This is a genomic window from Sorangium sp. KYC3313 (assembly GCF_052075895.1).
Lineage (GTDB): Bacteria > Myxococcota_A > Polyangia > Polyangiales > Polyangiaceae > Sorangium > Sorangium cellulosum_B.
On sequence record NZ_CP197255.1, the window covers coordinates 1,598,148 to 1,612,607 of the forward strand.

General features: G+C 70.5%; 11 protein-coding genes. 6 read left to right on the forward strand and 5 right to left on the reverse strand.

Annotated elements, in window-relative coordinates:
- Positions 1-468: 468 nt before the first annotated feature.
- The 4 genes from ACSRUE_RS06215 to ACSRUE_RS06230 all read right to left on the reverse strand — a co-directional run bounded on the left by ACSRUE_RS06215 (position 469) and on the right by ACSRUE_RS06230 (position 2,007).
- Positions 469-708, reverse strand: a complete 240-nt coding sequence (locus ACSRUE_RS06215; RefSeq protein WP_441290213.1) for a hypothetical protein — start codon at positions 706-708, stop codon at positions 469-471.
- Positions 696-1,262, reverse strand: coding sequence for an RNA polymerase sigma factor (locus tag ACSRUE_RS06220; RefSeq protein WP_441290214.1), 567 nt, complete (start codon positions 1,260-1,262; stop codon positions 696-698). The genes ACSRUE_RS06215 and ACSRUE_RS06220 overlap by 13 nt, the downstream gene beginning before the upstream one ends.
- Positions 1,259-1,603: a transcriptional regulator gene (locus tag ACSRUE_RS06225; RefSeq protein ID WP_441290215.1), complete on the reverse strand. Its 345-nt coding sequence runs from the start codon at positions 1,601-1,603 to the stop codon at positions 1,259-1,261. Before ACSRUE_RS06225 ends, ACSRUE_RS06220 begins: the two co-directional genes overlap by 4 nt.
- 110 nt (positions 1,604-1,713) lie before the next feature.
- Positions 1,714-2,007 carry a hypothetical protein gene (locus ACSRUE_RS06230; RefSeq protein WP_441290216.1) on the reverse strand — a complete coding sequence of 98 codons (294 nt, stop codon included), beginning with the start codon at positions 2,005-2,007 and terminating at the stop codon, positions 1,714-1,716.
- Positions 2,008-2,085: 78 nt separating this feature from the next.
- On the opposite strand from ACSRUE_RS06230, the gene ACSRUE_RS06235 reads away from it, so the two are divergent.
- The 3 genes from ACSRUE_RS06235 to ACSRUE_RS06245 all read left to right on the forward strand — a co-directional run bounded on the left by ACSRUE_RS06235 (position 2,086) and on the right by ACSRUE_RS06245 (position 7,755).
- Entirely contained in the window at positions 2,086-3,216 is a 1,131-nt protein-coding gene (locus ACSRUE_RS06235) for a glycosyl hydrolase (protein WP_441290217.1), read from the forward strand.
- Positions 3,217-3,385: 169 nt separating this feature from the next.
- The gene (locus ACSRUE_RS06240; protein ID WP_441290218.1) at positions 3,386-4,855 is read left to right on the forward strand and encodes a hypothetical protein; all 1,470 of its coding nucleotides are present in this window, start codon (positions 3,386-3,388) and stop codon (positions 4,853-4,855) included.
- A gap of 89 nt (positions 4,856-4,944) precedes the next feature.
- Entirely contained in the window at positions 4,945-7,755 is a 2,811-nt protein-coding gene (locus ACSRUE_RS06245) for an AAA family ATPase (RefSeq protein ID WP_441290219.1), read from the forward strand.
- Here the strand turns inward: ACSRUE_RS06245 and ACSRUE_RS06250 are convergent.
- The gene (locus ACSRUE_RS06250; RefSeq protein WP_441290220.1) at positions 7,734-8,117 is read right to left on the reverse strand and encodes a nuclear transport factor 2 family protein; all 384 of its coding nucleotides are present in this window, start codon (positions 8,115-8,117) and stop codon (positions 7,734-7,736) included. The genes ACSRUE_RS06245 and ACSRUE_RS06250 overlap by 22 nt on opposite strands.
- Positions 8,118-8,504: 387 nt before the next feature.
- On the opposite strand from ACSRUE_RS06250, the gene ACSRUE_RS06255 reads away from it, so the two are divergent.
- From ACSRUE_RS06255 to ACSRUE_RS06265, 3 genes are all read left to right on the forward strand, one after another.
- On the forward strand, positions 8,505-9,611 hold the full coding sequence (locus ACSRUE_RS06255; RefSeq protein WP_441290221.1) for a toll/interleukin-1 receptor domain-containing protein: 1,107 nt from the start codon (positions 8,505-8,507) through the stop codon (positions 9,609-9,611).
- A gap of 6 nt (positions 9,612-9,617) precedes the next feature.
- Entirely contained in the window at positions 9,618-13,406 is a 3,789-nt protein-coding gene (locus ACSRUE_RS06260; RefSeq protein ID WP_441290222.1) for a KGGVGR-motif variant AAA ATPase, read from the forward strand.
- Positions 13,407-13,482: 76 nt separating this feature from the next.
- Entirely contained in the window at positions 13,483-14,424 is a 942-nt protein-coding gene (locus tag ACSRUE_RS06265) for a DUF4231 domain-containing protein (RefSeq protein WP_441290223.1), read from the forward strand.
- The last annotated feature ends 36 nt before the right edge of the window (positions 14,425-14,460 follow it).

Genomic DNA, 14,460 nt, shown 5'->3' on the forward strand with positions numbered 1-14,460 from the left:
ACTGTCCAAGTATTGCCGGACCCCTTCGGAAACTGCTGGGACACCTTCGTCTTCGGCGACTTTGATCGACGTTCGACTGGACGCATCGGTGTCTTTTTGTGGTATGTTGGGGATGTTTGACCGCTTGGATACGTCAGGGTCCTCCCGCGTGGACGAGGATATGGCCTCCCTCTTGCGCGGGTCAACCTTGTTCATCGGAATGCTCACCGTGCTGTGAACATGCGGGCGCGCGGCACTGTTCCCTCATTGGTGAGGCAAAATGTGGGCCGCTACTCGCAGAGCGAAGATCTGTCAGATGTGTAACGTGGCATACGCCTGCCTGGACGTTTGCGCCAATTCTACCGCTAGAAACCGAGCAATTTCCAGGAAAACTGCCGCTAGAGGCCGACGGGCAGGGTGCGTCCGCCCATCCCCACGCGCCGCTCTGGCACATGCGCCATGACGCCGATCTCGCCGTTCAGGGCGGGGCTACTCGTCGGGCCTGTTGTACAGCCGGGTCAGGGAGTCAAGTACCTGGATCGCTCCGAGCGCCCGCTGGACCACCTCGCGCTCGGCCCTGGTCTTCGCGTTCATGTGGAGGTCCAGAACGGCCGCCAGCATGCGCTCGCGGCTCCAGGGCCGCATCGGCAAGGGGTCGAGCGCCGGCGTCCAGTCGGCAGTGGCGGCCAGGTAACACTCGGTCAGGACGGGCCTGCTTACCGCCGCCACCTGCGGAGCTTCAGCGCCAAGGCTTCGCGAGCGATCCGAAGCCTGGACGCCGCGGTGGACGGGTTCATCCGGCGCCGCTTGGCGTACTGGACGAGCGACTCCGGGCTGTCGACCGAGAGCAACGCCTCCAGCTGCCAGGGCGGCAGGCTGGCCATCGCGTCGAGCACCTCGCGCGCGGCGACCTGTGCCTCCAGATCGGGCCCGACGAGATCGCGGAGCAGGCCAAGGGGCTGCTCGGTCAGGACGGCGCGGCGCGCCCACGCGCTGTTGACGTGGTGCATGGAGAGGTGCCTCGCGACCGAGTAGAGCCAGCCGCGGAGCGCCTTGCGCGGCTCGTCCCATGGCGCCGGGCGGTAGAGCCCGCGCTTGATCGAGCGCCACGCGCCCATGACGACGTTCTGGAAGACATCGGCCCGGTCGCGTGCAGGCACGCCGCTGGCGACGATGACTGCCATGATGGCCGAGCGCTCGGCGAGGATCGCCTCCATCGTCGGCTTCTTCCGGGGATGTCGTGCGGCAGGCGGGCGTCCGGCCCCCTTCCGCCGGGGCTTCATCCGCTCCTCCCGCAGTGCGCGCACTTGCTGGCATCGACGACGCCGGGCGAGAGGAGGCGCTCCACGGTCGTCTTCGCGACCCGTGCGGCGAGCAGCACCAGCGCGGGCGAGCCACGTTCGGCGCCACCGGCGACGCGGTACAGCGTCCGGGTGTTGACGCCTCCCATCGCGGCGCTGACGTCGCGCCACGTGCCCAGCCGGGCCTTGATGCCGCGCAACGCTGCGCGCAGCCGTCGGGTCTCGTCGGGGGTGAGGGAGAGGGAAGGGCTTCGTCGGAACGAGCGGCGCGCGGGCGCACGTTCGCCTTGCCCGATCTCGGGCGGGATCAGGTATAACTGCACTTGTTCGGCTCCGTGTAAGCGGATGTCGGACCATGCAGCCCGGGGTGGTGGTACACCCGCGGGCTGCGCCTACTTCCGGGGGAGCCTAACCGCTCATGCGGGGCACGGAATCAAACTAGGACAAGGGTCCTGAACTTAGGACACCACCTCTCGACAGCTTCCAAGCAGAGTTTCAACTCACCCGGGTGGCTCCCGCCGATCTCCGGCCAGAGCTCGACATCTCCCCGGAGCCTCTCGACAGCTTCCAAGCAGAGTTTCAACTCACCCGGGTGGCTCCCGCCGATCCCCGGCCAGAGCTCGACATCTCCCCGGAGCCTCTCGACAGCTTCCAAGCAGAGTTTCAACTCACCCGGGTGGCTCCCGGCAGGCTCCGCTCTGAAGTTCACCACCTGCCGGTCGGCCACGACGTGCCGCGCTCGCGAGCAGCGCTCTATCCTCGTGCAAGCCCGGGATCGAACCCGAAGCCCCTTCACGAGGACCCGATGAAGAGCCGCCCCCTCCTCCTCTTCCTGCTCGCCGCGGCGAAACTCGCCTCCGCGTGCGGCGGCGGCGACGACACCGGCAACGGCGGCAGCGGTAGCGGTGGCGCCGACACCGGCAACGGCGGCGGCGACGCCGGCAACGGGAACGGCGCGCTCCTGTTCGGCCCCTACAAGGACACGAGCGTCAACATGAACTGGAACACCAGCGTGATCTCCACGAAGGTGTCAGGGACCCGGACCGTGTTCGCCGACGACCTCAACGCCGCTGGCGGCAACGTCGTCAGCCTGGCCTTCGCCACCGGCGAGTGCGGCAACGAGAGCTGGGGCGGCATGCCCGGCGCGGCGATGGCCGCCGCCAACGTCCCGGTGCTCGAGGCCGCCGGCGTCGGCTACATCCTGTCGACCGGCGGCGCGGCGGGCTCGTTCACCTGCGGCTCCGACGCCGGCTTCGCGGCCTTCCTCGATCGCTGGGCCGGACCGCACCTCATCGGCGTCGACCTCGACATCGAGGCCAGCCAGTCGCCCCAGGTGATCGCGGCGCTGGTACAGCGCCTCGAGACCGCGCACGCCGCGTACCCGAACCTGCGCTTCAGCCTGACCCTGGCGACCCTCGCCAGCAACGAGGGCGCGTCGACGGCGCGCTCCCTCGGCAGCAACATCGGCTCGAGCCTCAACGTCCTCGGCGACACCGCCATGGCCGCGATCGCCGGCGTCTTCGGCTTCGACGGCAGCGCGGCGACCTGGCCCAGCTACGTCACCGTCAACCTGATGACCATGAACTACGGCTCGCCCGGTCCCGGCGTGTGCGTCGTGTCCGGCGGCCAGTGCGACATGGGGCAGTCGGCGATCCAGGCCGCGTACAACCTGCACGATCACTTCGGCGTGCCCTACGCCAACATCGAGCTCACCCCGATGATCGGCGGCAACGACGTCCAGGGCGAGCTTTACACGCTGACCGACGTCGATGAGACCGCCGCCTTCGCCAGGTCCCAGGGCCTCGCCGGCGTCCACTACTGGTCCTACGACCGCGACGCCGACTGCCCGATCGGCGCCGCCTCGCCGGTGTGCAACTCCCTCGGCAACGCCGGCACCCGCGGCTTCCTCGCCCGGTTCCTGGCCGCGGGGCTCTGACCACAGCGCGACCGCGCACGGCGGAGCGGCCGGTGTACGGGGTGAAGCGGCCCTGCGCCCCGGACGCCGCCCGGCCGGGGGCCAGAGCGCCCTCCCGGTCCCGAAAAACGGGTGATGGCGACGACGAGGTGCGGCCACACAGCCTCGACCATCACCTCGGAGGTCCCGGATGCAATGTAGGACATGGCAGGCGCTCTTCGCTCTCCCCGCGCTCGCGGCGTGCGCGGCGGTTCCAGACGAGCTGCCCCGCGCGCTCTCGGTGGAGGAGCCGCCCGTGGCCTCCGGCGCCGACGAGGCAGCCACCTGCAGCGCCCTCGCGCCCGCGGGGCCCTCCATGAGCCTCGCGCTGCCGGGCACCGACCTGCTCGATCCTCAGTGGGTCCTCGGGGCCAAGGACGCGCCGGTCTATCTCTATGCCTCGTCCGCGATACCGGCGGGGGGCCGGGTCGTCCAGCGCGTCACCCTGGATCCCTGGTCAGCGCAGCCGCCCGCCTTCAGCGAGCCGGCGCTGGCGCTGGACGCAAAACACCAGACCATCCCGGGCGAGGCCTTCGCGGTGGCACAGCTCTATCCGCTCGACGACGATGACAACTTCGAGTCCGTGGTCGTTTACCGAGAGCGCTACACGACCCCCTTCCCGGATCCCCTGCCGCCAGGCGGCTTTTTCAGGACCGCGCGCGCCTGGAGCGAGGGCAGCGAGCCCTTCTCTTCCTGGTCGCAGCACATCGGCACGCACTACGGCGAACGCATGGTGTCATTTCGTTCCTCAGGGGCGGAACAGCTCGCGATCACCGAGATCCACGAGCCCGGCCCGCGGTACACGATGGTGGCCGGCACCGTGTCGGAAGGGGTGGGCCACGCGATGTTCGGGCTGTACTTCGGGTGCGCAACAACACCCATCGCCGCCGATGCGACATGGTGGACGCGAGTGGATGAAGAGGATGCGGGATGGGTGCTGCACGACTGGCTCGTCGGCGCCGCGGTGGACGCGCCCACCGATTGGAGGCTCGGGTGGCATCCGTGCGACGTGAAGGACCCGGGCGTCGGACCGGCGACGACCATTTACCTGGGGCGGTACTCCGCGGACGGCATCCGCATCGGCCCTAACGGCAGCGCGATGGCCTCGAAGGAGGCGATCCACGAGGCCGCGCCGGTCGCGCGCCTCCGCATGGCCCCCCGCCCGGACGGCGCGTGGCTCGCCTGGACCCTCGCGCCGCTCGAGGACGCGCCGAGCGCGCTGCGCGTCGCGCGCATGACCCCTTCAGGGGAGGTCGCGCTGCCGCCCATCACCGTCCCCTCGTGCTCCACGCCCGTCGCGGAATCGCTGGCCGCCGAGCAGGTGGACGGAGACCTGGTGGTCGCGGTCGTCGAGACGAACACGCGCGGCAAGGACCGGATCGTGCTCCGCCGCCTCGACGCGGACGGCACGTTGACCTGGATGACCACCCTTTTTCCGGGAGGGAAGGTGGAAGGCAGCCTGTCGATGCTCGCGCAGCGCGGTCGCGGGCTCTTGATCGCGTGGGCGGAGCGGCCGTCGCGCTCGTCCGCCTCGCAGCTGCGCGCGGTGCGCCTCGGTTGCGCCGAGGGGTTCGCCGCCGCCACGCCCGTTTGCGAGACCGAGGACGTGATCCCTCAGTAACGCGGCACGCGGCGCGCGGCCGCCGGTCTCCGAAACTTGGCCCGCCTTCGCCCGGCGTGCGAACCCCGAGCCCGGAGACCTCTGCAAGGATGACCAGCCCTCGCTCCCACGCCGAGCTCGTCACGCTGCGCAAGCTCGCGCAGGACCTCGCCGCCCAGCGCAAGGAGCGCCTGTCGAGCGTGCACCTCCTCGCGGCCATCGCCCTCAGCGGAGGCCCCGCCGCGGATCTGCTCCGCGATCGGCGGCTCGACGACGAGGCCCTGCTCAAGGCAACCCGCTCGGTCGACGACGAGGGGCCCGACCCGATCGGCCGGGCGATGGGGGGCGCGCGCGACGTCGCGAAGCGAGCGACCGCGAAGGAGCCCGCGGCGCTCCACCTGCTGCTCGCGCTCCTGTCCGACCGCAGCTCGGCCGCGCACCGCGCGCTCACCCAGTCGGGGGTCGACCTCGGGCGGCTGCGGACCGCGGCGCTCCAGATCGCGCTCGGCGTGGTGCAGGCGCGGCGGACGCCCGCGCGGCTGCTCCAGGACGGCGGCGCGCCGGAGACGCCGCCCGCGCCGGGCGCGACGCCCACCGCGCGCCGCGCCCGCGGCGAGGCCGCCGATCCGGGGCGCACGCCGCGCTCGCCGCGCACGTCCCAGGAGCTGCGGCCCGCCAAGGGCGCCGGCGTCGCCGTCCCGGAGCTGCGGCCCGCCAGGGGCGCCGGCGTCGGGATCCCGGAGCTGCGGCCCGCCAGAGGCGCCGGCGCGCCGGAGTCACGGCCCGCCAAGAGCGCCGGCCCGGGCGTCACGGTGCCGCTCTTCCCGCCGACGCCGCTGTTCCCGCCGGGGCGCCCCCGCCCCGCCGCGGCCCCGGCCGACGCGCTGGCCTTCGCCGAGCCGATCGCCCTCACGCCCACCCCCTCCCCGGCGTCCTCGGCCTCCCCTGCCCCGGCTTCCGCCGCCTCGCCCGCGCCGGGGCGGCCGCTCCCGCCGCTCGCGCCGCCGACCGCCACGAGCGCCGCCGCGAGCGCCGCCCTCGCGGCGCGCTTCACCCTCGACCGCGCGCGCTTCCCGGCCCTCGCCTCGCTCGGGCACAACCTCTCGCTCGCGGCGGTGCAGGGGGAGCTCGAGCCGATCGTCGGCCGCGAGCACGAGATCGAGCAGGCGCTCGACGTCCTGGCCAAGCGCCACGCGAACAACCCCTGCCTCCTCGGCCCGGCGGGCGTCGGCAAGACCTCCGTCGCGCGCGGCGTGGCGCACCGGCTCGCGTTCGACGAGCGAGAGCCGCGCGTCGTGGTCGAGCTCGTGCCCTCGGAGCTCCTCGCCGGCACCGGCGCGCGCGGCGCGCTGAGCGAGCGCCTGTCCGCGCTCCGGTCCGAGGTCCGCGAGGCGGGCGGGCGGGTGATCCTGTTCATCGACGGCCTGTCGGAGCTCTTCGGCAGCGGCGCGCTCGACGAGGCGATGGCCGAGATCAAGCTCGCGCTCGCCCGCGGCGAGCTCACGCTGATCGGCACCGCCACGCCCGAGGAGTACAGGAAGAGCATCGAGGCCGACCCGGCGCTCGCGCGGCGCTTCACGATCGTCGAGATCGACGAGCCCGAGGAGGACGAGGCGTTCCTGCTGCTCCAGAGCGTCGCGGTCGGGCTCGGCGCGCACCACGGGCTCGTGTTCACCGACGAGGCGCTGGCCTCGGCCGTCGCCTGGTCCGTGCGCTACCTGCCCGGGCGCGCGCTGCCCGACAAGGCGCTCTCGATCCTCGACCTCGCGGGCGCGCGCACGCGGCGGCGCGCGTCGTCGGCGTCGTCGGCGTCACGCGCGTCGCGCGCGGCGCCCCGTGAGCCCGCGCAGCCGGCGCGGCAGGTGGGCCCCGCCGAGGTCGCCGAGGTGGTCTCCGAGCTCGCCGACCTGCCGGTCGAGCGGCTGCTCGAGACCGACCGCGAGCGGATGCTCTCGCTGGAGGCGCTGCTCGCCGAGAAGGTCGTCGGCCACGGCGAGGCGCTGGCGCGCATCGCGCGGGTGCTCCGCCGGAACGCGGCCGGCCTGCGCGCGCGCCGCCCGATCGGGTCGTTCCTGCTGCTGGGGCCGACCGGCGTGGGCAAGACGGAGACGGCGAAGGCCATCGCCGAGGCGCTGTTCCACTCGCCCGATGCGATGACGCGGCTGGACTTCTCCGAGTACGCGGAGTCGCACGCGGTCGCGCGCCTCGTCGGCGCGCCGCCCGGCTACGTCGGCCACGAGGCGGGCGGCCAGCTCACCGAGGCGGTGCGGCGGAGGCCGTACCAGGTGGTGCTGCTCGACGAGATCGAGAAGGCGCACCGCGACGTGCTCGAGGCGTTCCTCCAGGTCTTCGACGAGGGCCGCCTGACCGACGGCCGAGGCCGGCGGGTGGACTTCACGAACACGGTCCTCGTGATGACCTCGAACCTCGGCGCGGCGGAGGCCGGCGCGCTCCGGTCCGAGCGCTCCGTGGGCTTCGCCCGCACCTCCGCGACGGTGTCGCCCGAGCGCCTCGGGGAGGCGATGCTCGCCGCGACCCGCGCCGCGCTCCCGCCCGAGCTCTACAACCGCATCGACGAGGTCCTCTGCTTCGCGCCGCTCACCCGGGCGGACGTCGCCGAGATCACGCGGCGGCTGCTCGGCGGCCTGGAGAGCGAGCTCGAGGCGCGCGGCGTGGAGCTCGAGGTCGAGCCCGAGGCGATCGATGCGCTGCTCGACGCCGGGGGGTTCGACCCGGAGCTCGGCGCCCGGCCGATGAAGCGCACGATCGCGCGCCTCGTCGAGGCGCCGCTCGCGGAGCTCATCCTGCGCGGCCAGCTCGAGGAAGGGTCGGCGGCGCTCGTGGGCGTTGAGCAGGGCGAGGTCGTCGTGGACGCGATCGCGCGGGCCGGCGAGCGGCGCTACGCCGCGTGCTCCAGCTGAAGCCCGAGGGCCCTCGGATCGAAGTACGCCTTGAACCTCCTGATGGTGCCGGCCGGGTGCTCGATGACGCTCACGCCGTCGTACGAGAACTCCCCTCCATTGACCAGCTTTCCACGGCTCGTCCACTCGAGGATCGCGGCCTCGCCCGACTCGACGATGCACCGGAACTCCGACCGCACCTCGACGAAGGTCTGCCGGTAGCTGCGCCAGAAGTTGCGGGCGCCGTCGGGGCCGTGGAGCGGCCTCGAGATCGTCGAGTTGCTGAGCTCGGCGTCGGGCGCGAACAGCCGCGCCATGGGCTCGACGTCGCCGCTCTCCTCGATCCGACGCAGGGCTTCGATGAACTCGCTCGCCTTGGACATGGTGCCTCCTGCGGTGCTGGCGCGTGCAAGGGGCGGACCTAGGGCCGAGGCGCCCCCGCACGGACGCGCGCGGCGCCTGAGCCGCAAGGAGGCCAGGGCCGCGAGCATGAACCCGGGCCGAAATCAAGACCCAGGTCCCAGGTTCCTGCCCGTCCGGTCGGGCCACGCATCGCCGTCGTCCGCGGGCGCTCCCGCAACGCCAGAGTCCTCTGGCAGAGAGGGCCGCAAACGTCGCGGCAGATGGCCCCGCACGTCCGTGCTCCGGCGGTCCGAATCGGCGGGTGGAATGGTGTTTCACAAGCCGCGGCGCTTGGCCCTATACTTCAGCTCGTTCGCCCGTTGGCCACGCTCGGCCCCCGAGGGCGACGCGAGCGGAGAGGGCGGAACATGCCGTACGACGTATTCATCTCGTATAGCCGACCCGATCAGCCATGGGCGGCCAAGCTCGACGCCTCCCTTCAAAGAGCAGGGCTGGAGGTCTTCTTCGATCGCGCTCGCCTCGAGGCAGGCCGGCAGTGGGAGGACCAGCTCAAGCGGGCGATCCGCGAGACGCGCCATCTCGTCGTGCTGTGGTCGAGCAACGCGAAGCAGTCGGACTGGGTGACCCGGGAAGTCTCCAACTTCGACGCCCGGATCGGTGATGACGCGGCGAGCATGGCCCAGCATCGGCTCATCTTTCTCAACCTGGAGCGGGTCAGCTCGGCTTACTCCTCCCTCCAGGCCATCAACGATCTGGTCGACTCCTACAAGGCAGGGGCCGACGCGGTCGACACGAACCTGTGGAACCAGGTCGTCCGCAAGATCATCAGCGCGATCAGAGGCGATCTCGCCTCCGTTCCCATCCCCGTCGCGGTGCTGACCCTGACCGCCGAGGAGCTGAGGGGATTCGGCGCCAGCGAGCGAGAGAACCTCAATCGCGAGCTTGGAGTCTCCCCCGAGGCGCTCGCCGCCCGTTACGGCGAGAGCCGCGACGACTGGAGGCCCCTCGGGAACGACATCACGATCACGACATTGCTCGATCAGCACAAGGACGAGATCAATCGGCTCGTGCCCGGGAAGACGTTCCGCTGGGAGCGGGAGCCGGCGAGCTTCTGGACCGATGTCTCTGTGGTGAGAGGATACTCCCTCAGCTTCATGGCGGCGCCGCTGTCCTTGCTGGTGATCGACCCCGTCGCCCTCGCGAGCAGACACGTGTACCAGCGGCTCATGCACTTCCCGGACTGCTTCGAGAGCTCCAAGACCGCCATCCTGGTCATCCCCCCCTTTCGCGTCGATCCCAGCTACGGCAAGCTGCGCTCCTGGCTGCTCACGCACGCCTCCCCTTACTTCGATCCGTACTTCGACCCGATGATCCCGCCGAAAAAACGCCTGTCGGCGCACTGCGCGTTCGGCACCGGAGACACCGACGAGATGAAGCGGCTCCTCTTCGTGACCGTGGGACAGTTCGTCTCCGACGTGAGCCGCCATGACAAGCCCGAGTACCTTCAGGTCTAGGCTCCCGTGATCTACACGTTCTACTCGTACAAAGGCGGCGTCGGGCGGTCGATGGCCCTCGCCAACGTGGCGGCATGGCTCTGTGATCAGGGCCTGAGGGTCGTACTCATCGACTGGGACCTCGAGGCGCCCGGAATCGAGAGCTATTTCTACCAGTCCGAAGAGGACCTCGAGGACGTGCGCTCCACGCTCGGGCTCATCGACCTCCTGATGTCCTACAAGAGGATGTATGGGAGCCTGCACCTCCGCGCGGGCTCCGCTCCCGAGGAAGCCGGCGAGGGCGCGCCGAGCTCGAGGGAGCCAGACCGCCCCACGCGCGGAGACGAGCTCGACGCGGTGGTGAGCGCGCTCGACCGCGTCTTGCCCCCGCTGTCGCACTCGCTCTATCCGATCCGCTCGCCCGGACGAGGGAGCGACGGCGGGTCCCTCTCGCTGCTCCCGGCGGGGTGGCGCGCCGGGGCGCGGTTCAAGATGTACGCGGAGGCCGTCCAGCGCTTCGACTGGGCGGAGTTCTATGCCGCCTACCAGGGAGAGGCCTACTTCGAGTGGATGCGGCGCCAGCTCCTTCGCGAGGAGGTGGCGGACGTGGTCTTGATCGACAGCCGCACCGGCGTGACGGAGATGGGCGGTGTCTGCACGCGACAGCTGGCCGACGTCGTGGTCTGCCTCTGCGCGTCCAACACGCAGAACCTGGAGGGCGTCGCGAGGATGATCGCGTCCTTCAACAGGGATGCCGTAGTCGCGCGGCGGCGCCGGTCGCTCGAGGCGGTGCTGGTCCCGTCGCGCGTGGACAACTTCAACACCACACAGAAGAACATCTTCGAAGAGGAATTCCGGCGCCGGCTCGACAGTTATACTCCGCCCGCCTTCCGGACGCTGAAGACCAGCTTCTGGAACCTGCGCATTCCGTACATCTCCGACTACGCCTACCGTGAGCGCCTCGCCATCGGGGACCCGGACGCGGACAAGGACCTCGTGGAGGTCTACAAGAAGCTGACGGCGCACCTCGTGATGCTCGCGCCCGGCGGGAGCGCGCTGCGGCGCTGGTGCCGGGACGAGGTGTCCCGCGTCTTCGGCGCGGCGCTGCCCGAGGTGTTCATCGCGTACGAGGGCGCGGAGCAGCGCCCCCTGGCGGCGGAGGTGCGCGCTCGGCTGGAGCGCGCCCGGATCACCGTATGGCCCGATCCGGACGAGGCGCTCACGGCCGCTGTCAACTCAGAGAGAGAGACGCACGGCGCGCTCGACCAGTCGAAGGCCATGGTTCTCCTCATCACGCAGTCCGGCCTGGACTCCGGGTGGGTGAAGAGGACGTGGCGCGCGGCGCGCGAGCGCGGCGTGCGCGTGTTTCCGATCGTCGAGGACCCCGGGACGTGGGCCGCGCACCGCGCGCTACCGGCCTGGATGCGCGAGTCCCCCACGTGGGACCTCGCTGGGCGCTCGGAAGCGCTGTTGCGGCAGCTGATGGACCTGTCGCCCGTGCAGCGCGTGCCCTCCATGGCGCCGCGGCTGCCGCCGCGGTACGTGGAGCGCCCCGAGGAACTCCGGCGCATCAAGGAGAAGCTCCTGATCTCTGCGGACGGGTCGGGCGCCGGCTCCCCCGACATGCCTCCCTCCGTCGCCTTGTGGGGCCCCGCCGGGACAGGGAAGACCATCCTCGCGGCCGCCGTGTGTCATGACGACGACGTCATCGATCATTTCTCGGACGGGATCGTGTGGGTGCCGCTCGGCGCGAAGGCCGACTTCGCCGCCGCGCTGCGCAAGATCATCGCGGCGTTCACGGGCGATGTCAGCCCGCACCTCGCCGAGGAGGAGGCCGCGAGGCAGCTCGAGCGCCTGCTGGAGTCGAAGCGTTGCCTCCTCGTGCTGGAGGATGCCTATGAGCCCCAGCAGCTGCTCCCCTTTCTACGCGGCGCCAGGCGCTGCGTTCGGCTCATCACGTCGCGCGACCTCAACCCGCTCGTGGCCATCAACACGCCGTGGATCCCGATCGGCGCGCTCTCCGCCGAGCAGGCGACGACGCTGCTCACGCGCCAGCTCGATCGAGACGCTCCACCCGCTCCCGTGCGCCAGTTGAGCGAGATCGTCGGCGGCTCGCCGTTCGCGATCGATCTGGTCAACCAGGAGCTGCGCAAGCGGCTCGCGCAAGGCGAGCAGATCGAGCCTGCGCTCGCGGCGCTCGCCGAGGGGCTCCAGCGCGCCGGCAGCGCCATCATCGACCAGCCAGGGACGGCCGACACGAGGGCTTCCTTGCAGGTGAGCGTGGAGCTCACGTTGAGCCGCTTGAGCGCGGAGGATCGCGTGCGGCTGGAGTCGCTGGTGACCGCGCCCGCCTCGCACGCGATTTCACTCGCCGAGGCGTCGATAGACTGGGACATCGACGCGCTCGATGCCAACGAATGCGTCCAACGCCTCGCCGACTTGGCGCTGGTCGATTTCGACAAGTCTGCGGGCACCGTGCGGCTCTACCCCGCGGTGCGGCTGGCGCTCTTGAGCCACCCCAAGCGGAGCGGCGATGGCGGCGCGGCTGCTCGAACCAGCGAGCCCGCGCGCGTCACACTCCCCACGCAGTCTGGCCCGGCCGCGATGCCATCCCCGCCGGCGCCGCCGTCTCCGCCGGACCAGAGCGCGAGTACGACGCCCGCGGAACCATGGCGGAGATCGCGGCCGCGGGCGTCGTGGCTCCTCATTGCATCGGCTGCGAGCATGTTCCTCGTCGGCCTGGCCGGCCTTTATGCCATGAGAAGGCCACCTACCCAGGAGTCTTTTGTCAGTTCGAACCTCTCCAAAGCAACCTTACCTCCGCCTCCCGCGGGGTTCATGACGGACCCGCTGCGCCATGACAGCAAGCTCGCTCAAGCCTACCGTGAGTCTGGCCGGTGCTTCGCGGCGTCGGGAGAGCTCGAGAAGGCCGTCGAAGCCTACACGTCCGCCATCGAAGCAGACGCGAGCGACGCGACCTTCTACCTCGACCGCGGCGAGCTCTACGAGCGTCAGGGGAAAGCCATGCTTGCGATGGATGACTATGAAAAGGCCAGCGAGCTGGATCCCAAGTCCGCCGACGCGCGCATTCTGCTCGGCTCCGCCTTGCTCCGCAAGGGAGACCTCGCCGCGGCGCTCGCCGCATGGACGAACGCGTCGAGCATCGCGCCGAGCAACCCGGTGGTGTACTTGAACCGCGCGCAGGCGCTGGCGCTCCAGGGTAACAACGAAGAAGCGCTCGCCGCCTACTCCAAGGCCATCCAGCTTGAGCCAGAGCAAGCGGACGCCTATTTCGGCCGCGGTCGGCTCCATGAACAGGCCAAGCAGACAGCGCTCGCGATCGAGGATTTCAAGATGATCCTGACCTTGAGCAGCGCCGACCCCAACACGGCCAAGGCGGCGCAAGCTCGCCTCAAGGAACTCGGCGCATTGAAGGAACCGCCCGCTGCGATCGCCGCCAAGGTGAAGGTGTACCTGCACTTCGCCAGGAAGGACGACGCCGATATCGTGAAGGAAATCAGGAGCGCGCTCGCCGCGAAGCACTTCGAAGCCTCGAGCGGCGAGCACATCGCGCACCAGAGCCAGGGGGACATACGCTACTTCTTCAAGGCGGACTTGGCGAAGGCGGAGCTCGTCAAAGAGACGGTCGAGTCCAGCCTTGCGAAGAAGGGCATACCCACGCGGGTCGCGCTCCTGTACCGCGACGCAAACCGGTTTCCATCTGCCAAGCCAGGGCGGATAGAGGTCTGGCTTCCATCGCTGCAGCAACCGCCGCTGCCAGCATCGCTGCTAGCGCGGTCGACAAAAGCAGAATAGTCGTCCAGATCCATTGGCCGACGGCCAGGGCGAGCCCTGCCGTCGGGAGACAGGCCCCTCTGAAAGCTATCAATATATGAGCGACACCCCCCGAGCGGCCCTGAAGGATGCGTTCACCGAGCAACGAACATGGTCTGCCACGGCGAGCTACTTGAAGCGGGGGATCACGCTCTGGCGCAGCATAGCGCTCGGGCTCCTCGCGTCTGGCGCTCTTCTGCAGACCGCCGCGTCGCAGCTCGATCCGCCAGGGCTCCTCCCCTGGCTGGCCCAGCCGCTCCGCTGGATCGGCGCTGCGGCGCTCGCGTGTGTGCCGCTCATTCATACCGTCAAGCTCGGGGCCGAGCGGCTGCGCGACTGGACACGCGCCCGCGCCGTCGCAGAAGGGCTCAAGCACGAGATCTACCTGTATCGCACGGGGACCGAGCCGTACGACGGCGCCGACGCCGAGAGCAAGCTGCGCGCCCGGTCGAGCGAGCTGGCGGAGCAGATCCAGGATCTCCAGCAGTATGCCGCCATGGTGCAGGTTCCACCGGGCGACGATGACGGGGAGCGGCTCGACGCCGAGGCCTATTTCGAAGATCGGGTGGAGCAGGAGATCCGGCGCTACTACGAGCCTCAAGCCGCGCGCCTCAGCGCGCGGCTCCGCAGATCACGGCAGCTCGAGTTTATCCTCGGCCTGCTTTCGGCGGCCCTCGGCGCGGTGGCCGCGCTCCAGGAGCGCTCCCCCGCGGGCGCGTGGGTCGCCGCCGCGACCACGGTCGCGGCGGCGCTCTCGGCGCACGTGGCCGCTGCGCGCTACGAGCAGCTGGCGCTCAGCTACCGGGCGACGGCGGCGCGCCTCCGCAGGCTGCGCGGCGAATTTTTGGACGCCGTGGAGAGCAAGACGATCACTGACGCCATGACGGGCAGGCTCATCCGTGAATGCGAGCGCGCGATCGCGATCGAGACCGAACACTGGATCACCGAGACGCTGCGCGTTCGCCCCGCGGCCGGCGGCAGGACGGACCGCGCGGCGTGATCCCCGATCGAGCACGTGCCGCCGGAGCTCCTCGCC